Below are 26013 nucleotides of genomic sequence, written 5' to 3' on the forward strand. Positions count from 1 at the left end.
GGTCGTCATGCTCAGGGTGCGCTATCGCGCACTCCTGGCATGACGACCCGGGGGCGATCTGACAGTCAGCCGATCAGCATGCCGACGATCGCGGCGCTCATCAGGTTCGCCAGCGTGCCGGCGAGAACGGCCCGGACACCGAGCTGGGCGATGTCACCGCGCCGGCTCGGGGCGATCCCGCCGAGACCACCGAGCAGGATGGCGATCGAGCCCAGGTTCGCGAAACCAGTGAGGGCGAAGGTGATCACCGCCTGTGCCTTGGCGGAGAACTCCCCCGCCTGCGGCGCGAAGTCGCTGAACGCCACGAACTCGTTCAGGACCACCTTCTGGCCCAGGAAGCTGCCCGCCTCCAGCGCTTCCGGCCACGGGGTGCCGACCAGGAACATCACCGGGGCGAACACGTAGCCGAAGACCTGCTCGATGGTCAGCTCGGCGCCGAACCAGCCGCTGACCACACCCAGCAGGAGGTTGCCGAGAGCGATCAGGGAGATGAACGCCAGCAGCATGGCGCCCACGTTCAGCGCCAGCTTCAGCCCATCCCCGGCGCCGCGAGCGGCCGCGTCGATGACGTTGCGCGCCTCGCCCGGCTCGTCCTCGTCCGCCGGCGTGTCCGCTGCAGCGGGGCGCCCGGTCGCCGCGTCGGTCTCCGCCCTGGAGGCGGGTGCACGCGCAGCGTCGGTGGAGTCAGCCTCGGCGGCGTCGGTGCCGGTGGCAGTGGTGGTGGCCGTCCGTCGCCGGTAGCGCTGCCCGCCGAGCGCGGAGGCCTCCGCCACCTCTTCGGGCACGGCGCGGTGGCCCGAGGGTGTCTCGGCCGCCTCCTGCAGCGCTCCGGCCGGCACCAGCAGCTTGGCCATCGCCAGCGCACCGGGGGCCGCCATGAAGCTCGCGGCGATCAGGTAGTCCAACCGCGCACCCAGGAGCGAGTACCCGACCAGCACCGAACCGGCGACCGTGGACAGCCCGCCGACCATCACCGCGAACAGCTCCGAGCGGGTCATCGCCTTGACGTAGGGGCGGATCACCAACGGGGCCTCGGTCTGCCCGACGAAGATGTTCGCGGCGGCGTTCATCGACTCCGGGCGCGTCGTGCCGAGGATCTTGGCCAGCCCCCCGCCGATGATGCGCACCACCCACTGCAGCACGTTCAGGTGGTAGAGCACTGCGGTGAGCGAAGCGAAGAACACGATCACCGGCAGCACCTGGAACGCGAACACCGACCCGTCCTCGGGCAGCACCGGCCCGAAGAGGAAGTCGATCCCGTCGGCGGAAGTGTCGATCACCGCCTGGACGGCGGTGGAGACACCGTTCAGGACGGTCGCTCCCCACGGGACGTACAGCACCAGGACACCGACCAGGACCTGGGCTGCCAGGGCGAGGCCGACCGTGCGCACCCGGATCTTGCGACGGTCGACGGAGAGCAGGACGGCGAGGCTGAGCAGCACCAGCATGCCGCCCAGCCCCCAGAGCAGATCGATCACGGAACACCCCCATGTTGTGCGCGATGTGCTCCGGACAGCCTGACACGCGCTGTCAAGACCAGGATCCCCGTGCACCCCACCGGTGGTCCGTATCATCGGTGTCGATGACCGACGACGCTCCCCGCCCGCAGCGTCTGGTGGACCTCAGCCACACGATCCGAGCAGGCATGATCACCTATCCGGGGCTGCCCGGGCCGCAGATCAGCACGCACCTGAGCCGCGAGGCCTCCGCCGACCACTACGCGCCAGGCACCACGTTCGCCATCGATGCCATCACGATGGTCGGGAACACCGGAACCTACCTGGACAGCCCGTTCCACCGGTACGCCGACGCCGCCGACCTGGCAGCCCTCGAGCTGGAGACCCTGGTGGACCTGCCCGCCGAGGTCTTCCACCTGCAGGATGTCCACACCCGGGGCATCACCGCTGCTGCTCTGACCGGCCGGGACCTGCGCGGCAGGGCGGTGCTGCTGCACACCGGCTGGGACACCCGTTTCGGCACGCCCGGCTACGGCGAGCCTGCGCCGTTCCTTGCCGCCGACGGCGTTGCTCACCTTCTCGCTGCTGGGGCCAGCCTGGTAGGGATCGACTCGGTCAACCTGGACGACACCGCACCCGCGGCTTGCGGTGAACGGCCCGCGCACAGCGGGCTCCTGGGCGCCGGTGTGCCTGTGGTGGAGCACCTGACCAACCTCGGCCAGCTCCCGGCGTCCGGTGCCCGGGTGACGGTGGTGCCACCGAAGATCGAGAGCTTCGGCACGTTCCCGGTGCGGGCGTTCGCCACTGTGCCGGTCGGTACCGACTGACCGGTCGACGCTCCCCCGGGCACACCGCCAGGCCGGGGCACCGGCGGTCACCGGTCGGCCCGGCGGACCATCGAAGGAGACCTGTCGGTCAGAGTTTTGGCCGATGAAGGCCCGGCGTGGTGCTTCCTAGTGTGCCCGGATGACCTCATCGACCGACTCCCGCCAGCAGCTCCCGCAGGCCGCCACAGCAGCGGGCGCCCGACCGCCCCGGTTGCACGGCCTGGACGCCCTCCGCGGCGGCGCACTGCTGCTGGGCATCGTGCTCCACGCCCTGATGCCGTTCCTGCCCGGCGGTGGCTGGCTGGTGGCCGACTCCCAGACCTCCGGGCTGGCCGATCCGGTGGTGTTCGTGGGCTGATCGCGGGGTGCTGCTCGCTGCGGCGCCCCACGCCGTCGGGCTCATGCTTCAGGCAGGGCCGGCCGGAGGCATCCGCGAACCGCACACGCTCATCCCGGAGCCGTCCTCGCTGACGTGCTACCTAGGGGCGTTCACCCTCGGGTGGCTGCTGTTCGCCCGACCGGACACCCTCAGCCGGTTGGCCGGTCAGTGGCGGGTCCACCTGGGCGCAGCCGTGGTCGGCTCCGGTCTCGGCCACCTCGCGGTGAACCAGTGGCCATCGGGGCTGGCCACCGCCACGGTGGTGGCGGTGGCCGACTGGTGCTCGGTGGCCGACCTCGGCTGGCCGGTGCCGGTCAAGCTGGGACTGACTCTGATCGTCACGATGGCGTTGCTGCTGTCCAGCTATCACCTGCTGGTGCGACCACGGGCGCTGGGGGCCTGGCTGAACGGCCGGCGCTACCCCACCTGAGCAGGAGACGACGAGCGCGGCGGTACCCGACTGGTCGCACGAGCGCTCAGGGGAAGCGGGCCAGCCGCCGGCGCAGCCCGGCCTGCCCGGCGGCCATGGTCCGCCCGTGCGCCCAGCGGGCTACCGGTCGCAGCACCCGCAGCAGTCTCCGCTCGGTGACGACGCACCACACGATGGTCATCCGGGTGCCGTTGCGCTGGTCCTGGGCCGTCCAGGTCCCCGTCCCGCGCAGGTCTCCGCGCACGGTCAGCGAGGTTCGGTACGGCGCCGCAGCGCCGGTGAGCTCGACCTGCAGGGCGAGACGGTAGCCGAGCACGCTGCGCACCACCAGCGCAGCGCACCGCCCGAGCCCGTCCGCGGAACCTGGCCGGACCACCCGGGCCGACGCGATACCGGGCCACCAGCTCGGCCACCGGACCACGTCGACCAGCACGGGCCAGGTGAGCTCCGCCGTCGTGGGCACGGTCCAGACCGAGACCAGGTGGAACGGTGCGGACTCGCCCGGGCCGGGGACGGTGTGCGCGTGCGGCATCGGCCTGCCAGGACGGCTGCTCAGGCGCCCTGGTCCCAGTTCACCCGCATGGTCGACTCGCTGATCGCCATCCAGGCGGCGAAGGTGGCCGCGCCCGCGTCGAAGGCCACCAGGCGCACGTCCCAGCGCCCCTGACCGCGCGCCGTCGCCCGGAGCAGCGCCAGGCCTGCGGCCAGGTTCATCGCTGCCCAGAGCGCATTCACCCCGGGCGCGGAGTCTCGTCCGCGCAGCGGGGTGAGGTGCCCGTGGCCGGTGACGGCCGTGGCCAGGTGCGGCAGGCTGTTCGCGCACAGCACGCCCGCGGCGAAGGCGCCGACGCTCTTCCTCACCGGCTCACCGGCTCACCGGCCGTCGCGGCTGGCGTAGGCGAGCAGGGCACCGGCCAGACCGACATTCTTCATGAACTGGATCTTCTGCGCGTTGCGCTGCGCCGGGTCGTCCGTCTCCCAGAACGGGTGCCCGGCCAGTGTGGTCGGGACCAGGGAGGCGACCAGACCCACGGCAGCCGCACGGGGCAGGACGCCGACGGCAAGAGCGGCGCCGCCGGCGACCATCGCGGCACCGTTCGCGCGAACCACCAGGTCGGGGCGGGGCAGGCCGAGCTTCTCTGCGGCCTTGACCCGACCGCCCGGCTCCTTGGCGGAGCCGTAGCCGAGCACGATGAACGGGAGCCCGAGTGCTGCGCGGCCGAGTACGTGCAGGACCTTCATGGGCATCCTCTCGCTGGGCGGGCGCGGTGCACCCTGGGGCCGCGCTTCGTTCTCGCTCTCACTCTATAGCCACGCGGTGAGCACGGCGGAGCCGGACATGACACAGGCACGGGTGCTGCGCACTGGCAGCACCCGTGCCTGGCCGCGAGCCGTCCGACCGCCCGACGGGCTCGGCGCTCACCCGGCCATGGTCAGCTGGCCGTCGGCAGCTGGTCCGCGTCCCGGCGGGCTGCGCGGCGACGGCGCAGGCTGAACTTGCGCTCGCCACGTGCCGGGTTGATGGTCCGGGCGAAGCCCGGCCACGGCGGGACCGGTGCGGCCGGCAGACCAGCACCCGTGCAGGGAACCCCGGTGGAACGAACGGTGTGCGGGGACACCGTGCCGTAGGCGGTCACGTCGACCTGGTTACGGCAGTGTGGGCAGACGTTCGGCGCACCGAACGAAGAACCGAAGACGCTCATGTGTGCCTCAGCTTTCAGACGGAACGCTGCGCCCAGGGAGGAACGAGGCTAAGCAACGTGCCATGCACGTGGGTCACCACGCCACCTTGTCGGCAGCGATGCGGGGGATAGAAACAGGCGATGCCGTGCGGACCCCGTCGGTTCATCGACCACTTCCGATACTACCTGTTCAGGCGGCTGAAAGCGAGTCACCAGATCGCCCACAAACCGCAGTATCGCGGTGATTTGAGCCACCCGGACCACCTGTCGATGTACGGGTGGTCAACGGTGGGCAAACGGGGGTGCGACACCCGATGACGGCGACCGCCACAACCGGTGCGACGTGTCCGCAGAGACTCGGTGCGCACCGCTCTGGTCGAACCGCCCGGGGCTATCGTGGTGGGTGTGGTACCGATCCTGCGCGAGGACTGGCGACCGTGGCGCACACCGTCACCGCTCGACGGGCGCAGGCCCGGGAGAGAGGACCTCGCCGCGGCGGCCCGCTCGCAGCTCGGTCGGCAGGACGTGCTCCCCTACCCCACCGACGAGGCGTGCACGGGCCGGCTCCGGCTGCTGGTGGTCGGGATCAACCCGGGCCTGTGGACGGCGGCAGTCAATGCCCCGTTCGCACGACCGGGCAACCGGTTCTGGCCCTCGCTGCACCGCGCTGGGGTCACTCCGAGGCTGGTGGACGCCTCCCGCGGGTTGGCGCGGTGCGATGAGCGGATGCTCGCCGAACGCGGCGTCGGCGTCGTGAACCTGGTCCAACGCGCCACAGCACGAGCGGACGAGCTGACCGGAGACGAGCTGCGCACCGGGGCACAGCGTCTCATCGCACGGGTGCGCGTGCTGCGACCGCGGCTCGTGGCGGTCGCGGGAGTGACGGCGTTCCGGACGGCGTTCGACCGGCCGCGGGCAGCCCTGGGTGCCCAGCAGGCCGGTGACATCGACGGCTGGCAGGCGCAGGTGGCACTGTGGGTGCTGCCGAACCCGAGCGGGCTGAACGCCCATGAGACAGTCGAGTCGCTGGGACAGTGGTGGCGGCGGGTGTGGGCCGCAAGCCCCACCTGAGGGAACGTGCTCGCCCTCGGGCCCGATCGAGACGGGTCCGGACGCGCCGCCGGCAGCCACCCGCCTACACCGGCAACGGGCGGCTGGTGGCCGACTACGCCGCCTCCACTCGAGACGCCCAGTCCCGCACCAGCTGCCCGGCGATCGCCGGCTGCTCCAGGTGCACGTTGTGCCCTGCACCATCGAGGGCCACGTACGTCGCAGCAGTGAAGTGGTCCAGCAGGACGAGCTGGTCGGCATGACCGACGATGTGGTCCTGCTTGCCGGTGATGATCAGGGTCGGCCGGTCGAACGACGCTGCAGACCCCGGTGCGGGATCGAGGAAGTAGCGTTGGGAGAGACGTGCCATCGCCTCCGGGTGCGCCGTGCGGATTCCCGGTAGGGCATGGTCGCGGAAGGCGTGCCAAGAGTCGGCGGTCTGCCGTGCGGCGATGGTGGTGAACTGCTCCCGTTCGCCGCTGTCCAGGTGGGCCAGGAGAGCCTCGTCCCGCTCGATGACGGTCCGATCGGGCAGGGCGCGTTCGGCTGGATCGGGGAAGACGACGGGAGCGACCAGTGCAAGGCCGGCCACCTGGGTACCGAACTCTGCGAGAAGATGTCGGGCCAGCAGACCACCGAGGGAGCTCGCCAGCACTGCGAACCGCCGTTCGCCGACGAGCTGCGCCACCTGGTCCACGAGCCAGTCGGCGAGCTCGGGCAGACCGCCGGGGTCGGGAAGCGGGGGTGTCCTCCCGAACCCAGGCAGGTCCAGATAGAGCCGTTCCCACTCCGCTACGACGAAGCAACCGTCGAGCGGCAGGAGGAGCCGATGGTCGACGCCGTTGCCGTGCAGGCCGATCAAGGGCATGCCGCGGCCACGGCGCACGATGTGGGGGGCGGGTTCCATGACACCTCTCGATATCGCGCAGGTACGTGCTGGTGGGCGCACCGTTGCTGCGCACTCGCCGAGCTGGATGGGGTCAGTCCTCGAGCGCGGCCTTCATGCAGCGCATCGCGGCGAGGGTCTTGGGCACGCCGATGTAGGGCATCAGGTGCACGAAGCATTCTGCGACGTCTGCTGCGCTCATTCCGGCGACGTCGACGGCGGTCCTGATGTGACCGGCGAGCTGCGGCTCGGTACCGCCCATGGCCGCCAACGCCGCCATGTTGAGCATCTGACGGTCGCGCAGCTCGAGACCCTCGCGCTGGTACGTGCCACCGAACACGGCGCCGACCACCCAGTCGGACGCGCCCGGAGCGTACTCGTCCAGCTGCTGCTTCCACGCCGCGGCACTCTCCGGGGACTGAGTCGCTGCGACGAACTCATTGCCCTTGGACATGCTCAGTTCCACGTCTTCCTCCTCGCGACACAACACAGCACCAGGCTCAGGCTAGCCTCGGTGCCGCCTGGGACGACAACCGTCGCTAAGCATCGACCATCGGGATGGCCTCGACGACCGGCCACGGGTCGGACCGCAACCTCCCGTAGGTATCCACGTCGATCCGGCGCCCGTCGACGAGGAACTTCTCGCGCTCGGTCCCCTCCTTGATGAATCCGGCGCGCCTGGCCACCACACCCGAGGCCGGATTGTTCACCCGGTGCCCGAGCTCGAGCCGCTCCAGCCCGCGCCCGGTCAGCGCCCAGTCCGCGACCGTGGCCGCTGCTCGGCTGGTCCAGCCGCGACCACGCGCAGCTGCTGTCATCCAGTACCAGAACCAACCGTTCTGGTTCTCCTCATCGACGGTGACGCACACGAGGCCCACCAGTGTGTCGTGCTCGGCCACGGCCCATGCCTCGTGCGGTGCGTCTGTCGCGATGAGCCGCGAGACATACTGCTGAGCATCGGCCCGCGTGGTGACGTCACCCTGACGGGCCATATCGGCTTCGGACTGAAAGGCTTCCAGGACGGCGGTCACATCCGCCATGCGCGGGCGACGCAGTCTCACGCGAGTGCTCACCGGCTCTCCAGCGCCGCAGGGACGGCAAAGCTCTCGTGCCGCAGCCGGCGCTGCCGGGGCGGGTCGTGGTCTGTCTGCGGGGCCATCCCGGCCTCGGACGTCGTGGTGCTACCGAACGCTCTGGTCACAGGACCACTCTGCACCAGGAGGCGTGCGTGCGACCAGACGTCACGTCCGCTGCGGAACACACCACCGCGGCAGCCCTCTGCCCGGGCGGTGCTGCCGGCGGCCGTGCCGCCACGGAGGCGTTCAGCGACCATGGCTACCGCGGGGCGTCGTTGGCGGCGATCGGCCGGTCGATCGACATGACCCAGCAAGGAGTCCTCTACCACTTCCCCACCAAGGTCAGCCTGCTGCTGGCAGTCCTCGAAGAACGCGACCGGCGCGGGATGCAGACGTGGCCGCTGGATCGCCCGCTGGTCGGTACCGAGGTGCTGGACGAGTGGGATGCCACCGTCGCACAGAACGTCCAGCGCTACGGGCTGGTGCGTCTCGCCACACCCTGCCGGATCACGCCGTCGACCTGATCACGGACGCGGCTGCACGGCCAGGGCTGAGCCGGAGCCGGTACACGTAGTGCAACGGCGGGTCGGCGGGGTTGTCCGGGTCGAGATCACCTTCGGCGACGCGAGTGAACCCGGCCGACTCCAGCAGCCGCCAGGACACCTCGTTGCCGGCCGGGACCGGGACGACGAGCTCCGTGGCCTCCGGGTGGTCGTGCCGAAGGTCGTCGACGGCGGTGCGAAGCATCCCGCTACCCAGTCCCTGGCCACGGTGAGCGGCCCCGAGCAGGTAGTCCACGGTCCAGGCGTGCGGGTCCAACGGCAGCACCGCTGCTAGCGCGGTGGCGTACTCCGGGTAGTCAGCGAGCCGGCAGCGCTGCACCACACCTGCGGGAACGTCCTGGTGCAGTGCGAGGAGGTCCTCACCCGGTTCGAGGCCGTCGATCCCTGGTCCGAAGTCACGCTCCAGGCCTTGATCGCTGGTGTCGTGGTTCCACCAGCGCGCCACCACCGGATCCGAGAGCCACGCACGCAGCTGATCGAAGTCCTCGCGGCGCAGTGGGCGGAACGTCCAGGTCAGCCTCGGCTGCTGCTTCTCCACGGTGAGAACGCTACCGGTGGGACGGGGTGGTTCGAGCAGCGGCCCGCGGACTACGGCACGCAGCACACCGGACCGGTCGTGAGCCCGGGTGCCGGTCCGTGCTCGTCGGCGCTGTCGGTCACCAGCGCGCGGTCAGGAGCTCGGCCCATCGCTGGGGCATCGGCGCTGTGATGGACAGGGGCGAACCGTCGGGTCTAGGGATCACCAACCTGGCGGCATGCAGGTAGAGCCCGGTGCCGCCCATGCTCGCCACCTGCTGGTTGAAGATCGGGTCACCGTAGCGGTCGTCGCCGGCGATGGGGTGACCAGCATGCCGCAGGTGGACACGGATCTGGTGCTTACGTCCGGTCACCAGCTGGACGTTCAGGACGGTCGCCCGCGCTCCGACCCGCTGCTGCACCCAGACGCGGGTCACAGCGTGCTGACCGTCGGCGTCGACGACCACGCGATCCTCACGGCGTCGCAGTGGCGCGGCCACGACGTTGGTCTCGGCACGCCAGCTGCCAGCGACGAGGGCCAGGTAGTGGCGTTCCATCTCCGCTTCCCGCTCGCGCAGCAGCTGGTGGATGTACCGCAGCATCGAGGCAGACTTCACCAGTGCGAGGACCCCCGAGGTGTCGCGGTCAAGACGGTGACCGAGCTCCAGCTCCGGAAGATCGGGGCGCAGCTGGCGGAATGCTTCGATCACACCGGCGGGGACGTCTGTGCCCTGATGGACCGCCACACCGGCCGGTTTGTCCACGACCAGGAAGTCTTCGTCCTCGTAGAGCACGGCATCTCTCAGCTGCTCGATCACAGTCGACGGTACTGTCCGTGCCGGCAGACGGGCGGGTGCGGTCTGCAGCCTGGGAACGTCGATGACATCGCCTTCCTGAAGGCGATAGTTCGGTGTCGTCTTGCGCCCGTTGATGCGCAGCTTTCCCTGCCGCAAGAGCCGGAACAACAACCCGGTCGGCACACCTTTGAGCCGGGAGCGCAAGAACTTGTCCACTCGCCGCCCGGCATGCTCGCTGTCGACCGTGATCGTGCCGGCCGGTCGGACGGTCACCGATCCGCATCCGCGCGCCTGCTCCCGGCTACGACCACCGCGTACCTCAGCCACTCACGTCACTCCACCACGCAGACGACAGCATGACCATGTCGACGACCTGCCCGCAGACCTCGGCGGACGATGCCCAGCGCAGTCCCTCTGGCGCTCCGCCCTGTCCGGCCGGGGCTGCGGCGCGACGACGGATGGGCCGGGACGCCTCATGGCACCAACCATCGCCGGAGCGCACCGGTCCACTCCTCGAGGGCATCAAGATGGGCATCATGGCTCCCGCCGGTCAGGTCGATCCGCTCGGTCTCGGGGCGGCGGCGGATCAGCTCGTCCTTCTCGGCGTCGCTGAACATCCCGCGCTTGGCAAAGATCACCAGGGTCGGCGTCGGGAGCGATTCCCACTCTGCCCAGCGGGGTACATGCACGGCCTCGATCGTGCGTTGCATGACGTCGGCGTCGAAGCGTGGACACAGCCCGTCGGACGTCGCCTCGAGGTCGGCGACCCACGCGTCGGCGATGGGCGCCGTCCCGAGGTAGGCACGTGCCTGCGCCCGGTCGGCGAACGGTACGGGCCACGAGGCGAAGAACTCTCCCAGCCGCGCGGCTTCGCCCGGGTCGTCGCTGCCGGCTACGTGCCCTTCGAGCATCACCAGCCGATCGACGAGATCGGGGCGCATCGCAGCGGTGAGGAACCCGGTGTGCGCTCCCATCGATTGACCGACGAGGATGCCGCGCTCCCCCGACGCGTGTGTCTCGAGCACACGCACGACATCGGCGACGAACGCCTCGCGCGAGACGTCAGCCGGTCGCCTCGTGCTCGCACCATGTCCGCGCTGGTCGACGACCAGCACGCGGAACGCGTCCCGCAACGCGTGTGCCGTCGGCAGCATCTCCCGGGAGCTCCCGGCCAGGCCGTGCAGCAGGATCACAGGCGGGCCATCACCGCCGAGATCGGTCACCGCGATAGCAGCTTCGCCCCCACTGCACCCCAGCGCAGCCAGCATTCCACTCACCCCAACGCCGATAGTGGGTCTGACAGACGATCCGATCATGGCGCACCGAAGCGATCACGTCACGCCGGTCCGTGTCGCCCACCACGTGCGGACCTGTCGATCAGCCAGCCCGTCACTCGCCATGCGTCAGCCATGGTGTCGTCTTCCTCGTCGCCTCGTCACGGGATCGACGGACGGTGTCGGGCGGAACACTGCCGCTGCGCCACGACGGGCACGACGTCGTCGTCCATGCTCCCACCAGGAGCCTGCCCGTCATCAGCAAGTCCGCAGGCCATAGCTCGCCAGCCTTCACGCTCCTTCGGTACAGCTCGAGCCTGCCGACCGAAGAGTTCGGGCTCGAGTGATTCGTCCGGGCCCTGAAAACCAGTCGACGGAGACCACCGGTAGGTCTCACGCCCTCAGCTGCTACCGCAAGGGTTTCCTCGAACAGCGAGAGAAAGTCTTACGCAAGCAGCCAAAGTCTTGCGGGCACGCACGCCGCCCGTCCACTGAGATTGGGTTACGTAGCGCAGTCTGCCCCCACGGGCTCAAAGACAACGTGGCGGACGGATAACCATCCCGGTTGACCGCGGGAACCGCTGGGAACCGCTGGGAATCGCTGGGAACCGCCGGAACCGGTTCCCAGCGGTTCCGATCACTTTCCGGGGGGCGAACTGGCCCTGTCGCGGAGTCAGTTGGCGAGGGACACCCACCGACTCCTCCCTGCATCGTTCCTGGTCAGAGCGATTTCAAAAGTCTTTCGCCAAAACCCTTGTGTGCCGAACGGCAGCCGACACGGTACCCGGTGAGCCACAGACGTGGCTCGGGTCGCCAGACCTGGTGGCCCACCACTCACACAAGGAGACCCCAAGGTGCACAACACCACCATCATCATCAAGAACATCGTCAAGAAGACCGCCGCTATCGGAGTAGCCGGGATCGTAGGCCTGGGCGCTCTTACTGCTTGCAGTGACACAACACCTACGCCAGGAGGGCAGGGCTCCGAGAACCCTGAGTTCATGGAGCCAGCCCGTGACCGTCCAGGGCCTCGAGGGGATCGTCGACGACGACCGCTACTGGGTGGCCCAGGACTCTCGCGTGCCGCTGGCTGGTCATCACCTGCCTTGGCTTCCTCGCCAACCCGTGGTTGGTCGCGGCCCTGGGCGCGCTGGTTGCCTCCGCTGTGGCCTCACCAGTCCTCTGGCGTGCGATGAGCGGATCGATGACCCAGAAGGTCACCGCCAACTGAGAAGTCTCGCCAAGAGCCCGCCAGCAACGTCCTGGCGGGCTCTTCGGCTGTCTGGACCAGAGCTGTCGCGCTAGCCTGACAGCGGACACGAAAGGACTCGGAAATGCAGCCGTTGGACTCGACCTGGCCGGAATTCATCATGCCTGTCGACTCAGATGCTGAGCTGTACCGCGCAGTGGTGGCTGCTGCAGGTTCGTCGAGATCAGACCCGGAGCAGAGCGAGACTGCCCCATTGAGGCTCTCAACAAACGACGGGAGCGACGAGGTCGAACTTCCCGCTGACCTCGTCGAGGTTCTCTTTCTTGCTGCCTCGGCGTTCGCAGAGGGTCGAGCCGTCTCGATCATCTCCGTGCCGGAGATCATCACGACCTTTCAGGCGGCCGAACTGTTGGGACTACGCCATGCGGAAGTCGTCGAGCTACTCGATGCCGGTGAACTCACTCCCGTGGCCTCAGGAGCTACACGTCCCCGCCTACGCCTGGCTGATGTGCTGGCACTCCGGGATGAGCTTCACGAACGCCAATCGCAGTCCATCGCCGAGACCTCGGAACTTGAGTAGCCTACGGGGTGCCTTCCCTGACGGGTGATGGACCGCAGGATCACTGGTGGCGACGCTCCAGCTGGTGCTTGAGGTACAGGATGTGGAACACGTCCACGGCGTCATCCAGGTTGTCATCCACCGGTGTCGTCTCGACCAGGCGAGGACCGTCCGGGAACACCTCCGCCAGCTGCTGGGCGTCCCCGACCTCGCCTTCGGCCACCTCACCGGTGATGCGCTCGATCAGCTGCGCAGCCGTGGGCGGCTGTACGCGTGCCGGCGGGCCCACCGTGAGCCCGGCCCTGCGACCGCGCCAGCGAAAGTAGAAGCGGTCCCCGGATGGAACGCTCCCCCAGGCCTGCACCGGCACCGCCCCTGCGAAACCGGCCTCGAACCGCAATCCCGGGTAGGACGCCTCCAGGTCGCGCGTGCGCGCAGTCAGCCCATCACTCACTGCCCTAGTATCGCATGGCGCAGGACTTCGGTCACGGACGCCAGAACCAATCGGGCAGGCCTCCGCTTGTCCCAAAGTCAGTCATGTCACTGAGGCTGCAGCACCGTCGCGAGATGGAGAGCGAGAGCCCTCCGGCCTCACGCGCGTCCTGACTGCCTGTCGTGGGTGGCCAGGAGCATCTCGGCCACCATCGTTGCTTGCCGAATCATGAAACGTGCGGCCTCAACACTGACCCCGTGGGCAGCGTCCGGCCATGGCCCGTTCCGTGAGCGTTCCGAAGGTCGTTAACCGCATCAATCACGGTCCGGACGGCTTGGTAGACCTTGCGGACTTGCTTCCCGCCCGCCGTAGAGGCGTCAACCTGCGCTGGCAGCACACCAAACTGCTCCATGGAGAGGGTCATGATCTCGGGGAAGTCCGACCTGCGGTTCGGCAGGCGATGGCCTTCCTCCAGTACGAACTTGCCCACAGACTCGAGCAGTTCCTTGGCAGCCCCAGGAGAAGAGCCGCATCTTCAGTGTTTCGACGAAGCCGATTGAGTTGGTCGTTCAGCGCATGCCGGTCGCCTACTTTCGAGGTGGATCTCTCGCAGTGGTTCGAGACGTCCCTCGTCGTCGAGTGCCCAACCACGCTCACGCAAGGCGTTCCTCAGCGCGGTCTTCTCCATACCCAACTCTGAGTCAGCAAACACCCCATCGGCTCGATACACACTCAGCAGTTCTTCCACGAATCGCCGCCCACGAGATGACTCGCGCCACACCGACCGTCCAGCCTCTGCGATCCTCTCGACCTTGTTTCGGTTCTGCATCGAGCCTGGGACGTATGGGGTCAGCCCGGCAGCCTTCACGGGGAGGTCGGGAAGGCCGCTAGTGGAGGATCTGCGTAAACGTGGCCGCAATGAGGTTGCCGCTGCGTGCGTCACAGCAGAACGCTACGCAGGAACGCCCTCGCGCAGGTCTAGATATGGGCCTGCACTTCTGCAATTCGCGATCGGTTCCGCAACGCACTCCCTAACTGTGCCGCGCGAGTGGCACCGAGTTCGGCAGATCTAAGCCAGCGGACCTTGGTGGCGTAGCGCACTGATCGCGCCGTGCCGCCGTGCTCCAGGATCGGTACGTACTTCGGTGTGGGTGACGGTGAAGCCGACGGCTTCGATTGCGTCGGCCAGCCGCTCCATCGGCCAGTACCAGGCGGTGATGATGGCATGTTCGAAGGGCTCGAGCTCGGGTCCTTCGAAGAACCCGAGCGCGAGGCCACCACCGGGGCGGATGATCCGGTGGAATTCGCAGAGAGCTTTCCCAATTTCAGACGGTTCTGTGTGGATCAAGGAATACCAGGCGAGAACACCGCCAAGAGATCCGTTGGCCTGGCGTGTGTTCTCGGCGCGACCCACTTCGTAGGTGACATCGGGATATGCGGTTCGGGCGAGTTCGACGAATTCGGAAACTGGGTCGATGCCGGTAGCAGGAACGCCTAAGCCGTTGAGGTACTGGGTCCACTGACCGGGCCCGGATCCCACGTCGAGCACCGGTCCTTCGATGTTCTTTGCCCATCCCGCGACGAACTCCAAGTCGGCGTCGGCGAGGCTTTCAACTGTGCCCAGAACACCAGCGTATTCGGCGGCCCGTGCTCCGTAGGCCGCTTGGACCCCGTCGATGCGCGCCATGCTCTGATCCGTCATGCCTCAACCGTACTGAACCGAGGGATGGCATTGCCCTCGCTGCACCGCGCTCCTCGATCATGTTTCGACCACGCCAGGTGAAGCAGCTACCGAGCGGACAAGGGCGACGTGGTCGTGCAGGATGGCGGGGCGTTGAGGCAGGCCTCCTGGGTTTCCTGCTCGGTGTCGACGAGTACGGCCAGGCGGGCGACTTCGGCCTGTTGGTTGGTGCGTGCGGCGGCGACGTAGGCGACCTCAGTGGGGGGTGAGGGTTGGCATGTGGGGGGTCTCCGGTGTGAACGGCAGCGGGCCCGCCCACCAGGTTGTGGTCGATGCGCCGGGTTTCATGCTCGGGCTTCGACCAGGCGAGGACCGTCCGGGAAGACCTCCGCCAACTGCTGGGCGTCCTCGAACTCGCCTTCTATGGCGTGGAGCCCAACAAGGCGGGCATCGCCACGCCACCCCTCAGTTCGTCGCCCGAGACGGATTCTCCTGCCAAACCGGCTAGGACTCCCAGATGGGCGATCGGGTCGATCGTCAGCCCAGTGTCAGCTGATGCCGACGGTCTGGCCGCCGTCGACGACGAGGGCGTGGCCGATGGTGAACCCGCCGTTGTCCGAGGCGAGCCAGAGCGCGGCGGAGGCGATCTCCTCGGGCCTGCCCATGCGGCCGATGGGCTCTTGGGCGATGACGCGGGCCCGGCCCTCGGGCGTGCCGCCGGAGAAGCGGCCCATCATCGGGGTATCGATGATGCCGGGGCAGATCGCGTTGATCTGGATGCCGTCTGCTGCGTACTCCAGGGCTGCGGACTTGGTCATGCCGATGATGCCGTGCTTGGTCGCCGCGTAGGCGGCCTGGCCCGAGATGCCGACGACGCCGGCACCGGAGAAGAGATTGACGATCGATCCGCCGCCACCAGAGCTCATGGCCCGGATCTCGTACTTCATCGACAGGAACACCCCTGTCAGATTCACCCCGATCAGGCGGTTCCAGTCCTCCTCGGTCGTCTCGGCCAGCGGGGTCGGGGGCTGCTCGATGCCGGCGTTGTTGATCGCGACGTCGAGCCGTCCCAACTTCTCGATGGTCGAGGACACGGCTGCGGCGATGTCGCTGCTGCGGGCGACGTCGCAGACAACGGCGTGGGCAGGACGTCCTCGCTCCTCGACCAAGCGGGCGGTCTCCAGCAGGTCCGTCTCCCCGATGGACGCCAGTGCCAGGTCGGCTCCGGCATCGGCGAAGGCCAGCGCGGTGGCCCGTCCGATGCCGACGCCGGCCCCGGTGATGAAGGCCACCTTCCCTGAGAAATCTGCCGTACTCATGAGCCTCCCATTCCGTCCTTGGTGTCCGGGATGTAGCGCAGCCACACCACACCCTGCCCCAAGTTCTCCACGTGGGTGAGTTCGAACTGGGTGTCCCGGATCGAGCTGTAGGGTTCCTTGGCGGTGAAGAAGCGAGGTGCCTCCGGGTCGCCGTTGGCGACCGGGGCGAGGATCATGCTGACCTCGTCCACGAGTTCCTGCTGGACGAACGACCAGTTGATGGTGCCCCCGCCACCGACCATGAGCCGTTCGATGCCGAACCCGACCAACTTGTGCAGCATCACCCCGTAGTCGATCTGCTCGCTGCCGGCGATGATGTAGGACATCCCCTGGCGACGCAAGAAGTCCTTGTACGCGTTGCCCGCAGCCTCGGTGAGGACCTCGATCACGTGGGCGGGCACGCCACCGTAGCCGAAGCTGTTGGATTCCCAGGCGAGCTCTCCTCGCGGGTCGATCGAGACGTAGTACATCTCCGCATCCTGGGCAGCGTTGAAGTCGCCGTCCGGAACCGGGGCGGCGTTCTCGTCGACGTCGGGGCCCCGGTAGTGGGTGATGTTGTCCTCGGTCGAGATCTTGCCGTTGAGGTAGGCGTCGATGTCCAACTTCTGCTTACCCGGAGTCAGGGCGATGTCCTGGTAGTGCTGGCTGCCCGCGTGAAACCCAGGCTGGTCGATGGTGTTGATGTTGCCGTCGATGGCAGTGTGCGTGTGTGGATGATGACGTAGGGGCGAGTCACTGCTATTTCCTCTCGTTGTCTGCGTGTCGTGGCTCATGGGGTGAGCATGACCTTGATTGCGGTGCGCTCGGCCATCGCGGCGTAGCCCTCGGCGGCCCGATCCAGCGGCAGAGTCAGGTCGAAGACCTTGCCGGGATCGATCGTGCGGTCCCAGATGAGCCGGATCAGCTCCGGCAGGTAGCGGCGCACCGGGGCGGGGCCGCCGTGGAGGTGGACCTCGGCGAAGAACACCTCGTCCATCGGCAGATGCACGCCTTCGTGGGCGACGCCGACGAAACCGACATGACCGCCTCCCCTGGCCGAATGGATGGCCTGCATGAAGGACTCCTGGGTGCCGACGGCCTCGATGACCGAGTCTGCACCGAGTCCGTTCGTTAGGTCCTTGACCTTGGCGACGGCGGCCTCGCCGCGCTCCTCGACGATGTCGGTGGCACCGAACTCGCGCACCAGCGCCTAACGGTCGGCGTGACGCGACATGGCGATGATCCGCTCCGCGCCCATCTGCCGGGCGGCAAGCACGCCCATCAGGCCGACCGCTCCGTCACCTACAACGGCGACGGTGTTCCCAGGACCCGCCTGGGCGGCGTCGGCGGCGAACCAGCCGGTACCGAGCACGTCGGAGGCCGCCAGCAGCGAAGGGATGAGGTCGTCGTCCGGCTGACCGGGGGTGGCTACCAGCGTGCCGTCGGCGTAGGGGATGCGGGCACGCTCGGCCTGGGTACCGATGGTGCCGTGGACGAACTCAGCGTTCACGCACTTCGACTGATACCCCGAGCGACACAGCTCGCAGGTGCCGTCGGAGATGACGAAGGACCCGACGACGAAGTCACCGGGCTGGACAGTTAGTACCTCGGAACCGACCTCTTCGACGACGCCGATGTACTCATGTCCCATCAGTAGGTGGTCGGCCAGCTCGACGCCACGGTAGGGCCACAGGTCCGACCCGCAGATGCAGCTCGCGGTCAGGCGGACGACCGCGTCGGTCGGTTCGATGACCCTCGGGTCCTCACGCTCGGTGACGCTGACCTGTCCGGGGGCGTCCATGCTGACTGCGCGCATGGTGGTGGCTCCTTTCACCGTCATCCTTCGATGCAGTTCCTCCAGTGCACCACTGATCCACCGGTCGTGGGAGTCCCAGCAGATAGGGGTACCGCGAGAGACTCCCTGCCCCCGGCTGGCTCATCTACCGTTGCGCGCATGGACAACCGAGCCGAGGTCCGCGAGTTCCTGACCTCGCGGCGCGAAAGGATCCGCCCCGCCGACGTCGGATTGCCTCCCGGGGGTGGAAACAGGCGTGTGAAGGGCCTGCGCCGCACCGAGGTCGCCGTGCTGGCCGGCATCAGCGTCGAGTACTACACCAAGCTCGAACGCGGCCAGATCGGCGGCGCGTCCCCGGAGGTGCTCGAAGCCCTGGCCACGGCTTTGCGGCTCGACGAGGCCGAGCGCGCCCACCTGCTCGACCTCGCCCACGCCGCCAGTCCCGTTGCCCGCCCACACCGGCGTCGCAGCCCGAAGCACTGGACGCCGCACGAGAGCCTGCGGTGGATCCTGGACGCCGTCACCGGTGGACCCGCATTCGTGCGCAACGGCCGCATGGACATCCTCGCGGCCAACACACTGGCGCGGGCGTTCTACCGCGACGTCTTCGACAGCCCCGGGCGTGCCCACGGACAGCCGCCGAACATTGCCCGGCACGCCTTCCTCGACGAGCGTGCCCTCATCTTCTACCCCGACTGGGAGGGGTTCGCCGACATCACCGTCGCAATCCTGCGCACCGAGGCCGGCCGCGACCCGCACAACAAGGACCTCCACGACCTCATCGGCGAACTCTCCACCCGCAGCGACGAGTTCCGAACACGTTGGGGCCAGCACAACGTCCGCCACCACGGCTCCGGTTTCAAGACCTTCCACCACCCGGTGATCGGCGACATGACGCTGGCCTACGAGGGTATGAACCTGGAGGCCGAGCGGGGTCTGACGCTGACCATCTACACTGCTGAGCCCGACACTTCGTCCGCCGACCGCATGCAGCTGCTGGCCTCCTGGGCCGCCAGCGAGTACGGCACCACCGATGGCGGTCTTCGCAATTCAGCATCGGTCGAGGCACAAGACAGCAACAAGTAGCGGCGTCGGCACCGACACTTGTGCTTTCGCGGACGATGTGGTGCCGGAAGGGCCGAGATCGTGGTCCCGGACGTGCGCTCTGTCCGTTGGAATCCTCGTGCTCAGCCCGAGATGTCAGGTTGAAAATCTGAACTCCACCACGTTCCGGCACGTACGGCCGTCTCATGACCTGGCAGCACGACCTCGAGGAGTCAGACCAGCGAGAGCGTCTCCACGGGCTGACCGGTGATCTCGGCGATGAGGCCGAAGTCCTTGTCAACGGCCAGTACCGTCAGTCCGGCCTTCTCAGCGGTCGCTGCGATGAGCAGATCCGGGATGGACGGAGCGCGATGCTGGCCACGGTCGGCAAGGAGCATCTGCACCTCGAAGGCTCGGTCCTCCATAGCGGGCGTGAGGTGCTCGATTGGCATCAGCACTAGCGGAGGCATGTCGAAGATCATGCGGCCGGACTGACCAGTGCGCACAGAGAAGCCGATCTCAAGCCTCGTAATCGTCGACACCCGCACGAGACCTCGCTCGATTCGCGAGTTCCATTGTTCGGCGTCCGCTGCCTGCCCCAACTGCATCCGCACGTACGCGGACCTGTCGATGAGCCAGTTCGTCAGCGCCATGCGTCAGCCATGATGTCCGGATCGGCGAGGTCGGCGAGAACCTCCGCCGATCGCTTCCAGCTCTCTTCTGTGACCTTCGCCGCCGGACGGGGTCCGTCCCCCTCGAGACGGCGGCGCAAGTACTCGTTCCGGGATAGGCCCAACTCCTCGGCACTCCGATCAATCCGAGCGACCGTCTCGTCGCTGAGTCCACGAATCAGCACGTTCGTCATGGTGACCACCCTCCACAGCCGGATGACATCATGATATCGCTCCATGCCTGCCGGGGTAACGATCACACGTTGAAGCGGAACTCCACCGACTTCCGTGACAGACCAACCTCTGAGAGCCAGACCGATATCGGGACCCCGACGGGCGATCCGGTCAATAGTGGTATCGGGCCTGCAGGATGACGAGGTCGTCGTCCACAACGTGGTGGACCAGCCGACGCTCGTTGGCGGTGCCCCGCGACCACGCACCCTGCAGCCAACGCTGCGCATCCGAGCGCCGAGTGACACCACAGGCCATGCGGGCGGGACCGACGGAGACAGTCAGGCGGCGTTGCTCTCCACCCAGTCGCGAAGGTGCTTCAACGGCACCGCAGCGCCAGCACCCAGCTCCGTCAGCTCGTACTCGACGCGCAGGGGCACTTCGGCATAGGCCGTGCGGGTGATCAGCTCGCGATCCTCCAGGCGTTTCAACGTCTGGGACAGGACCTTCGGGCTGACACCCTCCAGTCTCAGCCGGAGCTGTCCGAACCTTCGCGGCCCATCCTCGAGCGCACCGATCACGAGTGCACTCCACTTGCTCGCCAGCAGGTCGAGCATGTCCCGGCACGGGCACATCGCGGCGTACACGTCGTTACGATCGCAGGAGTCAGTCGTCGTCGCCATGCTCCGACAGTACCCGATAGGAACCAGCGTGCCTTGCGGGTAACTAGGGTCGATGGGGAACCATCGCGGTATGGACACCAACATCGCTCTGGGATACGAGCAGAACCTTCCCGCTTCCGATCCCGCCAGCATCCTCTCTCGTCACGTCGACATGCCGGATCCGGCTCCTCATGATCTGATCGTCGAGGTGCGCGCAGTCTCGGTGAACCCGGTCGACGTCAAGCTCCGGGCCAGCGCACCCTCCGAAGGGTTCCGCGTTCTCGGCTTCGACGCCGCGGGCGTCGTCTTACGTGTCGGCAGCGAGGTGACGCTCTTCTCTCCCGGCGACGAGGTCTTCTACGCCGGGTCGATCGACCGCCCCGGTACCAACCAACGCTTCCACGCCGTCGATGAGCGCATCGTCGGACGCAAGCCGGCGTCACTGTCGTTCGCCGAAGCTGCTGCACTTCCGCTCACCTCGATCACCGCGTGGGAGACGCTGTTCGACAGGTTCCGCCTGACCCAGGAGAGCAATGGCACCCTGCTCGTCGTCGGAGCCACCGGCGGAGTCGGCTCCGCCGTGGTCCAGCTCGCTGAGGCGCTGCTGCCCGGTGTCTCGGTGATCGCGAGCGCGTCGGATGCAGAGCGCGCAGCATGGGTCACCGAGCTCGGCGCGGAGCACACGATCGACCACCGCCTCGATCTCGCCTCGCAGGTGCAGGAGATCGCGCCACAGGGAGTCGACTGGCTCTTCACCGCGCACTCGGACGAGCAGATCCCGACGTACGCGGACATCGTGCGGCCGTTCGGCCAGATCACCGCCATCGATGACGGACCCCGAGACGTGTCGCCGCTGAAGGCTAAGAGCATCACGTGGCACTGGGAGCTCATGTTCACCCGCCCCGTCCAGCGCACCGCCGACATGATCGAGCAGCACCGCCTGCTCAACGCGATCGCCGACCTCGTCGACACAGGGCGCCTACGGAGCACGGTCACCCGCTCACTCTCACCGATCACGCCTGAAACGCTCCGAGAGGCGCATGCGCTCATCGAGGGCGGCAGAACTCTCGGCAAGATCGTGCTCCATGACTGGGCGTCCTGAGAGCAGAACGCCGAGTTCCGGTACGTACAGCCATCTGGAGTGCCGGACACTCCGGCGACCCAGTCGGAGCCCCGCCGAGAGCAGCGACATACCGCTCGCAGCGCTCGATCGCTGCCAGAACGTCAGTGATCCGCTGAGCAGGGTCGCGCCTCACAGGGCGACCGCATCCGCGAGAGCCGAGTCCGAGACCGGGCGCTTGAGAAGCTGGACAGGGAACACGTCGATATCGTCGCGACCGAACAGTGCTCGCGTCTCCTCCATCAGACCGGAGGCCCGCATCAGCAGGTTCCCGTCCGCAGGATCCATCTCGACGAGAATGTCGATGTCCGACCCCGAGTACGCGGTGCCGCGCGACGGAGCCGAACAGCTTGGGGCTGGTCGCGCCTGCGTCGATGGCACCGGAGCATCACACGTTGAAGCGGAACTCCACCACGTCGCCGTCAGCCATCACGTAGTCCTTGCCCTCGATGCGCACCTGGCCGCGTGACTTGGCCTCCGCCATCGACCCGGCGTCCATCAGCTCCTCGAAGGAGACCACTTCGGCCTTGATGAAGCCGCGTTCGAAGTCGGTGTGGATCACTCCCGCCGCCTGCGGCGCCTTCCAGCCCTTCCCGATGGTCCAGGCACGGGACTCCTTCGGTCCGGCGGTCAGGTAGGTCTGCAACCCGAGGGTGTCGAACCCGACGCGGGCGAGCTGGTCCAGACCGGACTCGCTCTGCCCGGTCTCGGCGAGCATCTCGGCGGCCTCCTCCGGCTCCAGCTCCACGAGCTCGGCCTCGAACTTCGCGTCCAGGAAGATCGCCGGTGCCGGGGCGACCAGCTCGCGCAGCCGGACCTGCATCGCCTCGTCGGCCAGCCCCTCGTCGTCGGTGTTGAACACGTAGATGAACGGCTTGGCGGTGAGCAGCTGGAACTGGGCGAGGATCTCCGGGTCCAGCCCGGCCGTAGCCGCACCGGCCGACACGGTCTGCCCGGACTCCAGCAGCGCCATCGCACCCTTGGCGGTGTCCAGCACCTGCGGCTCGATCTTCTTCCCGCGCAGCTCCTTCTCCAGCCGCGGCAGCGCCTTCTCCAACGTCTGCAGGTCGGCAAGGATGAGCTCGGTGTTGATCGTCTCGATGTCGTCGGCCGGGGAGACCTTGCCGTCCACGTGCACCACGTCCGGGTCGGCGAAGGCACGGGTCACCTGGCAGATCGCGTCCGCCTCGCGGATGTTGGCGAGGAACTTGTTGCCCAGCCCCTCCCCCTCGCTGGCGCCCTTGACGATGCCGGCGATGTCCACGAAGGACACGGTCGCCGGGATCTCCTTCTCGCTGCCGAACACCTGCGCGAGCCGGCCGAGGCGCTCATCGGGAAGCGGCACCACCCCGATGTTCGGCTCGATGGTGGCGAACGGGTAGTTCGCCGCGAGCACGGTCGCGCGGGTGAGGGCGTTGAAGAGCGTCGACTTGCCCACGTTGGGCAGGCCAGCGATACCGATAGTCAGGGCCACGGGAGTCCAGTCTACGGGCGGAACGGACCGGTCCGGACGCGCCGGCCCTCCCCCGGCGGGTCCCGCTCAGCGCTGCAGCAGCGCCAGCCAGACCCCCACCACGTCACCCGCACCGATTCCCTCCGCACGCTGCACCATCGCCTTCACCGGAAGCAGATACCGTCCGTCCTTCGGGAACAGCGCGGTGGCGAACCGGGTCCGCCCGATCCGCGCCTCCACTGCGACCTGGCCCCAGTACTCCAGACCCCGGGCCGCATCCTTGATCTCGGCGGAGGTGTCCGGATCGATGTCGACGAAGTAGAACGGCGCCGGGCCGCGCCACTCGATGATCTCGCCGTCGAGCTCCCACTCCATCCGGATGAGTCTACGGCGCCACCCGACGCACGCCGCTCAGTCCTGGGCCACCACCTGCTGCAACAGCTCGGGCGTGCGCCGGTCATACCACCGGCCCCCGTACCGGATCCCCAGCAGGCACACCGCCACGCCCCAGGCCAGACCGAGCAGCAACGTCACCCAGCCGAACACAGGTGAGACGGCGATCGTCAGGATCGCGGTCACGATCACCGGCAGCGCCAGCACCACGACGGCCGCGAAACCGATGCCCTGCGCGATCATCGTCGGCAGCACCGCACCCTGGGGCTGGCGCAGCGGGCTGTCGCCAGGCTTGACCGCCGGGTAGATGAGCCGTGCTGAGGTCACCGAGGACACCCCGGCAGTGATCCCGAACAGCCCGGCGGTCAGGCCCACGAGCATCGGCGCCAGGTCCCATCGCCCACTCACTGCGAGAGACCCGACCAGGAAGATCGCCAGCACCGGTACCGACAGCACGCTCAGTGCCACCACCCTGCCGGTCCGGTCCGCCCGCCCGGACACCCCGGTGGCCACGTGCAGTGCGAACGCAGTGTGGTCGTAGGCGATGTCGGCGGAGATGACGAAGCCCAGGATCCACCCGGTCAACGGCGCCAGGACGAGCAGCAACCTGGACCCTCCTTCGCCACCACCGATCCCGCCACCGGCCACGGCCAGCACGATCGGCAGCAGCGGGATGATCGCGATCGAGGCAGAGTAGCGCGGGTCGCGGAACCAGTACGTCAGGCAGCGGGCGGTGACAGCCCCGGTCGAGGTGGAGGGGACGCGGTCGAACCAGCCGAGACCCTTGGCCTTGCCGCCCCGCGCGGTGGAAGTCGGCGGGGTGACCAGCGACCGGGCGAGGGTCACGTCCCACACCCGCCACGCCACGCCCAGGGCGACCACAGCGACAGCGAGACGGGCCAGAGCCAGCAGCCAGGCGCCGTCGTGCACTGCGGCCGGGATGGCCCAGGGAGCCCCGAACGGGGTCCAGGCGAGCACACCGCCGATCGACGCCAGCGCAGCCCGCACCTCCTCGGCATCGATCGTGCCGCCGTCGAACCGCTGCGCGACGGTGGAGATCATCGGCCCGATCATCACGATCGGCACCAGCGCCGCCACGGTGAGCACCTCGCGGGAGCGGCGCGAGTCCAGCAGCGGCACCAGGGCCGTGGTCAGCGCGCGGGAACCGACCACGCACAGCGCCACCGCCAGCGCCGAGCCGAGCAGCGCGAACGGCAGCACCAGCGGCGTGCGCCACCAGGCCAGCGCCACCCCGGCGCCGGCCAGCAGCGTGGCCGCCCCGGGGATGGAGGTCAGCCCTGCGGCGGCCAGGCCGGCCAGCAGCGAGCGGCGAGGGATACCGAAGGTGACGAACCGTTGCGGGTCCAGGGTGGCGTCCACGCCGAAGGCGAACACCGGCACCAGCCACCAGGCGAGCACCACCAGCGCACCGACCACGATGATCACCTGCCCGGCGACCACCGCATCCACGCCACCCCCGGCGACCGCACCGATGACCGCCATCGAGACCACGAACAGCGCATACAGGGCGCCGAGGATGAACCCGATCGCCTGCCACACGCTCTTGCGGAACGTGTTGGCCAGCAGCGTCAGGCGGAGTCGGACGAGGTGCGCAACCATTCCAGTCCCTCCGTGTGCTGACGGCCGCCGACGAGCTCGACGAACCGGTCCTCCAGGCTGGCCCCGGCGCGGACCTCGTCCACTGTGCCGGCGGCGCGGATCTGTCCGGCGGCGATGATGGCCACGTGGTCGCACATCCGCTGCACCAGGTCCATCACGTGCGAGGAGACGATCACGGTGCCCCCGGAGCGGACGTACCCGGCGAGGATGTCGCGGATGTTCGCTGCGGAGACCGGGTCGACCGCCTCGAACGGCTCGTCCAGCACCAGCACCCGCGGGGCGTGGATCATCGCACAGCCCAGGGCGACCTTCTTCGTCATCCCGGCGGAGTAGTCGACCACGAACGTCTTCGCGTCCGCGGTCAGGTCCAGCGCACGGAGCAGGTCCTGGGTGCGGGTGGTGACCGTCTCCCGGTCCATCCCGCGCAGCAGTCCGGCGTAGGTGAGCAGCTGGGCGCCGGTGAGCCGGTCGAACAGGCGCACCCCGTCCGGGAGGATGCCGAGCTGGGCCTTGCCGGCGGCCGGGTCGGCCCAGAAGTCCTTGCCGTTCACGGCGACGGTGCCGTAGTCGGGTCGGAGCAGCCCGGTGGCCATCGACAGCGTGGTCGTCTTGCCGGCGCCGTTCGGGCCGACGAAGCCGAAGAAGCTGCCCCGCGGCACGTCCAGGTCGATACCGGCCACCGCGGTCTTCTGCCCGAACCGCTTCCACAGGCTGCGGATGGAGATCGCCGCATCCAGGTCGGGCGGCTGCGGACTCACCGGAGCCGGCGCGGGCTGCTGGGGCATGCCGGCCGGCGACGGCGGGCCTTGCAGTTCACTCATGTGCGTCACCCTATGCGGGGGCTGGGTCAGGCCGGATCGGCCTCGGGAGGGAGATCGTGGTGCTGTCCGTCTCCCCCGGTCGGAGGAGATGGACGGCCCGCTGGTCAGTCATGACCGAGCGCGTCGACGTCCTCGGAGAACCTCA

General features: G+C 68.3%; 34 protein-coding genes and 1 pseudogene. 8 read left to right on the forward strand and 27 right to left on the reverse strand.

Annotated features, from left to right (window positions below):
• Positions 1-65: 65 nt before the first annotated feature.
• Complete coding sequence (locus K338_RS0112450) at positions 66-1475, reverse strand: NupC/NupG family nucleoside CNT transporter (protein WP_027286784.1); 1410 nt, start codon at positions 1473-1475, stop codon at positions 66-68.
• Positions 1476-1582: 107 nt separating this feature from the next.
• On the opposite strand from K338_RS0112450, the gene K338_RS22445 reads away from it, so the two are divergent.
• The 3 genes from K338_RS22445 to K338_RS0112465 all read left to right on the forward strand — a co-directional run bounded on the left by K338_RS22445 (position 1583) and on the right by K338_RS0112465 (position 3093).
• Positions 1583-2284: a cyclase family protein gene (locus K338_RS22445; RefSeq protein ID WP_040653864.1), complete on the forward strand. Its 702-nt coding sequence runs from the start codon at positions 1583-1585 to the stop codon at positions 2282-2284.
• A 139-nt stretch (positions 2285-2423) separates the two neighbouring features.
• Positions 2424-2642 (forward strand): hypothetical protein, encoded by a 219-nt coding sequence (locus K338_RS0112460; protein ID WP_022918501.1) that lies wholly within the window; start codon positions 2424-2426, stop codon positions 2640-2642.
• Positions 2643-2685: 43 nt separating this feature from the next.
• Positions 2686-3093 carry a hypothetical protein gene (locus tag K338_RS0112465; RefSeq protein ID WP_157612390.1) on the forward strand — a complete coding sequence of 136 codons (408 nt, stop codon included), beginning with the start codon at positions 2686-2688 and terminating at the stop codon, positions 3091-3093.
• A gap of 46 nt (positions 3094-3139) precedes the next feature.
• On the opposite strand, the gene K338_RS0112470 is transcribed toward K338_RS0112465, so the two are convergent.
• From K338_RS0112470 to K338_RS0112485, 4 genes are all read right to left on the reverse strand, one after another.
• Positions 3140-3625 (reverse strand): SRPBCC family protein, encoded by a 486-nt coding sequence (locus K338_RS0112470; protein ID WP_022918503.1) that lies wholly within the window; start codon positions 3623-3625, stop codon positions 3140-3142.
• 20 nt (positions 3626-3645) lie between these two features.
• Complete coding sequence (locus K338_RS22450; RefSeq protein ID WP_022918504.1) at positions 3646-3954, reverse strand: hypothetical protein; 309 nt, start codon at positions 3952-3954, stop codon at positions 3646-3648.
• Between the two features lie 12 nt (positions 3955-3966).
• The gene (locus K338_RS0112480; RefSeq protein WP_022918505.1) at positions 3967-4335 is read right to left on the reverse strand and encodes a DoxX family protein; all 369 of its coding nucleotides are present in this window, start codon (positions 4333-4335) and stop codon (positions 3967-3969) included.
• A 191-nt stretch (positions 4336-4526) separates the two neighbouring features.
• Positions 4527-4796, reverse strand: coding sequence for a hypothetical protein (locus K338_RS0112485; protein ID WP_022918506.1), 270 nt, complete (start codon positions 4794-4796; stop codon positions 4527-4529).
• 384 nt (positions 4797-5180) lie between these two features.
• On the opposite strand from K338_RS0112485, the gene K338_RS0112490 reads away from it, so the two are divergent.
• Positions 5181-5846 carry a mismatch-specific DNA-glycosylase gene (locus K338_RS0112490; protein WP_342662725.1) on the forward strand — a complete coding sequence of 222 codons (666 nt, stop codon included), beginning with the start codon at positions 5181-5183 and terminating at the stop codon, positions 5844-5846.
• A 94-nt stretch (positions 5847-5940) separates the two neighbouring features.
• Here K338_RS0112490 and K338_RS0112495 read toward each other — a convergent pair whose 3' ends face one another.
• The 4 genes from K338_RS0112495 to K338_RS26435 all read right to left on the reverse strand — a co-directional run bounded on the left by K338_RS0112495 (position 5941) and on the right by K338_RS26435 (position 7912).
• Positions 5941-6732: an alpha/beta fold hydrolase gene (locus K338_RS0112495; RefSeq protein WP_040653833.1), complete on the reverse strand. Its 792-nt coding sequence runs from the start codon at positions 6730-6732 to the stop codon at positions 5941-5943.
• Between the two features lie 73 nt (positions 6733-6805).
• The gene (locus K338_RS0112500; protein WP_022918508.1) at positions 6806-7177 is read right to left on the reverse strand and encodes a carboxymuconolactone decarboxylase family protein; all 372 of its coding nucleotides are present in this window, start codon (positions 7175-7177) and stop codon (positions 6806-6808) included.
• A gap of 73 nt (positions 7178-7250) precedes the next feature.
• The gene (locus K338_RS0112505) at positions 7251-7784 is read right to left on the reverse strand and encodes a GNAT family N-acetyltransferase (RefSeq protein WP_022918509.1); all 534 of its coding nucleotides are present in this window, start codon (positions 7782-7784) and stop codon (positions 7251-7253) included.
• Positions 7781-7912, reverse strand: a complete 132-nt coding sequence (locus K338_RS26435) for a hypothetical protein (RefSeq protein WP_022918510.1) — start codon at positions 7910-7912, stop codon at positions 7781-7783. Before K338_RS26435 ends, K338_RS0112505 begins: the two co-directional genes overlap by 4 nt.
• Positions 7913-7939: 27 nt before the next feature.
• On the opposite strand from K338_RS26435, the gene K338_RS22455 reads away from it, so the two are divergent.
• A complete protein-coding gene (locus tag K338_RS22455) occupies positions 7940-8311 on the forward strand; it encodes a helix-turn-helix domain-containing protein (RefSeq protein WP_022918511.1) in 372 nt (123 codons plus the stop codon).
• Here K338_RS22455 and K338_RS0112520 read toward each other — a convergent pair.
• The 3 genes from K338_RS0112520 to K338_RS22460 form a co-directional block, all read right to left on the reverse strand.
• Positions 8295-8888 carry a GNAT family N-acetyltransferase gene (locus tag K338_RS0112520; protein WP_211218231.1) on the reverse strand — a complete coding sequence of 198 codons (594 nt, stop codon included), beginning with the start codon at positions 8886-8888 and terminating at the stop codon, positions 8295-8297. The genes K338_RS22455 and K338_RS0112520 overlap by 17 nt on opposite strands.
• A 118-nt stretch (positions 8889-9006) precedes the next feature.
• Positions 9007-9936: an RluA family pseudouridine synthase gene (locus K338_RS0112525; protein ID WP_022918513.1), complete on the reverse strand. Its 930-nt coding sequence runs from the start codon at positions 9934-9936 to the stop codon at positions 9007-9009.
• Positions 9937-10136: 200 nt separating this feature from the next.
• On the reverse strand, positions 10137-10931 hold the full coding sequence (locus K338_RS22460; protein WP_022918514.1) for an alpha/beta fold hydrolase: 795 nt from the start codon (positions 10929-10931) through the stop codon (positions 10137-10139).
• 1340 nt (positions 10932-12271) lie between these two features.
• Between K338_RS22460 and K338_RS24550 the strand changes: the two genes are divergently transcribed.
• Positions 12272-12727, forward strand: a complete 456-nt coding sequence (locus K338_RS24550; protein WP_022918516.1) for an excisionase — start codon at positions 12272-12274, stop codon at positions 12725-12727.
• A gap of 40 nt (positions 12728-12767) precedes the next feature.
• Here the strand turns inward: K338_RS24550 and K338_RS0112545 are convergent, their stop codons facing one another.
• The 6 genes and pseudogenes from K338_RS0112545 to K338_RS22475 all read right to left on the reverse strand — a co-directional run bounded on the left by K338_RS0112545 (position 12768) and on the right by K338_RS22475 (position 17934).
• A complete protein-coding gene (locus K338_RS0112545) occupies positions 12768-13160 on the reverse strand; it encodes a hypothetical protein (RefSeq protein WP_157612392.1) in 393 nt (130 codons plus the stop codon).
• Between the two features lie 205 nt (positions 13161-13365).
• Positions 13366-13563 carry an abortive infection family protein gene (locus K338_RS26620; RefSeq protein ID WP_425413844.1) on the reverse strand — a complete coding sequence of 66 codons (198 nt, stop codon included), beginning with the start codon at positions 13561-13563 and terminating at the stop codon, positions 13366-13368.
• Between the two features lie 645 nt (positions 13564-14208).
• The gene (locus tag K338_RS0112555) at positions 14209-14841 is read right to left on the reverse strand and encodes a class I SAM-dependent methyltransferase (RefSeq protein WP_022918519.1); all 633 of its coding nucleotides are present in this window, start codon (positions 14839-14841) and stop codon (positions 14209-14211) included.
• Positions 14842-15368: 527 nt separating this feature from the next.
• On the reverse strand, positions 15369-16112 hold the full coding sequence (locus K338_RS0112560) for an SDR family oxidoreductase (RefSeq protein WP_211218232.1): 744 nt from the start codon (positions 16110-16112) through the stop codon (positions 15369-15371).
• 23 nt (positions 16113-16135) lie between these two features.
• On the reverse strand, positions 16136-16912 hold the full coding sequence (locus K338_RS22470) for a dihydrofolate reductase family protein (RefSeq protein ID WP_157612394.1): 777 nt from the start codon (positions 16910-16912) through the stop codon (positions 16136-16138).
• Positions 16909-17934 (reverse strand): annotated as a pseudogene (locus tag K338_RS22475) (zinc-dependent alcohol dehydrogenase family protein). Before K338_RS22475 ends, K338_RS22470 begins: the two are co-directional and overlap by 4 nt.
• 138 nt (positions 17935-18072) lie before the next feature.
• Between K338_RS22475 and K338_RS0112575 the strand changes: the two are divergent.
• Positions 18073-18999: a helix-turn-helix transcriptional regulator gene (locus K338_RS0112575; protein WP_022918521.1), complete on the forward strand. Its 927-nt coding sequence runs from the start codon at positions 18073-18075 to the stop codon at positions 18997-18999.
• Between the two features lie 191 nt (positions 19000-19190).
• On the opposite strand, the gene K338_RS0112580 is transcribed toward K338_RS0112575, so the two are convergent.
• The 4 genes from K338_RS0112580 to K338_RS0112595 form a co-directional block, all read right to left on the reverse strand.
• Positions 19191-19610, reverse strand: a complete 420-nt coding sequence (locus tag K338_RS0112580) for a PIN domain nuclease (protein WP_022918522.1) — start codon at positions 19608-19610, stop codon at positions 19191-19193.
• Entirely contained in the window at positions 19601-19822 is a 222-nt protein-coding gene (gene vapB / locus K338_RS0112585; protein ID WP_027286789.1) for a type II toxin-antitoxin system VapB family antitoxin, read from the reverse strand. The genes K338_RS0112580 and vapB overlap by 10 nt, the downstream gene beginning before the upstream one ends.
• Before the next feature lie 151 nt (positions 19823-19973).
• Complete coding sequence (locus K338_RS25170; protein WP_022918524.1) at positions 19974-20117, reverse strand: type II toxin-antitoxin system YoeB family toxin; 144 nt, start codon at positions 20115-20117, stop codon at positions 19974-19976.
• 23 nt (positions 20118-20140) lie between these two features.
• Entirely contained in the window at positions 20141-20482 is a 342-nt protein-coding gene (locus tag K338_RS0112595; protein WP_027286790.1) for a winged helix-turn-helix transcriptional regulator, read from the reverse strand.
• Between the two features lie 70 nt (positions 20483-20552).
• On the opposite strand from K338_RS0112595, the gene K338_RS0112600 reads away from it, so the two are divergent.
• Positions 20553-21563 (forward strand): zinc-binding alcohol dehydrogenase family protein, encoded by a 1011-nt coding sequence (locus K338_RS0112600; RefSeq protein ID WP_022918526.1) that lies wholly within the window; start codon positions 20553-20555, stop codon positions 21561-21563.
• Between the two features lie 150 nt (positions 21564-21713).
• On the opposite strand, the gene K338_RS22480 is transcribed toward K338_RS0112600, so the two are convergent.
• The 5 genes from K338_RS22480 to K338_RS0112625 all read right to left on the reverse strand — a co-directional run bounded on the left by K338_RS22480 (position 21714) and on the right by K338_RS0112625 (position 25868).
• Positions 21714-21962 carry a nucleotidyltransferase family protein gene (locus K338_RS22480; RefSeq protein ID WP_211218233.1) on the reverse strand — a complete coding sequence of 83 codons (249 nt, stop codon included), beginning with the start codon at positions 21960-21962 and terminating at the stop codon, positions 21714-21716.
• A gap of 7 nt (positions 21963-21969) precedes the next feature.
• Positions 21970-23055, reverse strand: a complete 1086-nt coding sequence (ychF, locus tag K338_RS0112610) for a redox-regulated ATPase YchF (RefSeq protein ID WP_022918527.1) — start codon at positions 23053-23055, stop codon at positions 21970-21972.
• A gap of 66 nt (positions 23056-23121) precedes the next feature.
• Positions 23122-23409: a DUF1905 domain-containing protein gene (locus K338_RS0112615; protein ID WP_022918528.1), complete on the reverse strand. Its 288-nt coding sequence runs from the start codon at positions 23407-23409 to the stop codon at positions 23122-23124.
• 36 nt (positions 23410-23445) lie between these two features.
• Positions 23446-25047: a hypothetical protein gene (locus tag K338_RS0112620; RefSeq protein WP_022918529.1), complete on the reverse strand. Its 1602-nt coding sequence runs from the start codon at positions 25045-25047 to the stop codon at positions 23446-23448.
• The gene (locus K338_RS0112625) at positions 25017-25868 is read right to left on the reverse strand and encodes an ABC transporter ATP-binding protein (RefSeq protein ID WP_040653837.1); all 852 of its coding nucleotides are present in this window, start codon (positions 25866-25868) and stop codon (positions 25017-25019) included. The genes K338_RS0112620 and K338_RS0112625 overlap by 31 nt, the downstream gene beginning before the upstream one ends.
• Positions 25869-26013 lie beyond the last annotated feature (145 nt).

The organism is Ruania albidiflava DSM 18029 (assembly GCF_000421225.1).
GTDB classification, from domain to species: domain Bacteria; phylum Actinomycetota; class Actinomycetes; order Actinomycetales; family Beutenbergiaceae; genus Ruania; species Ruania albidiflava.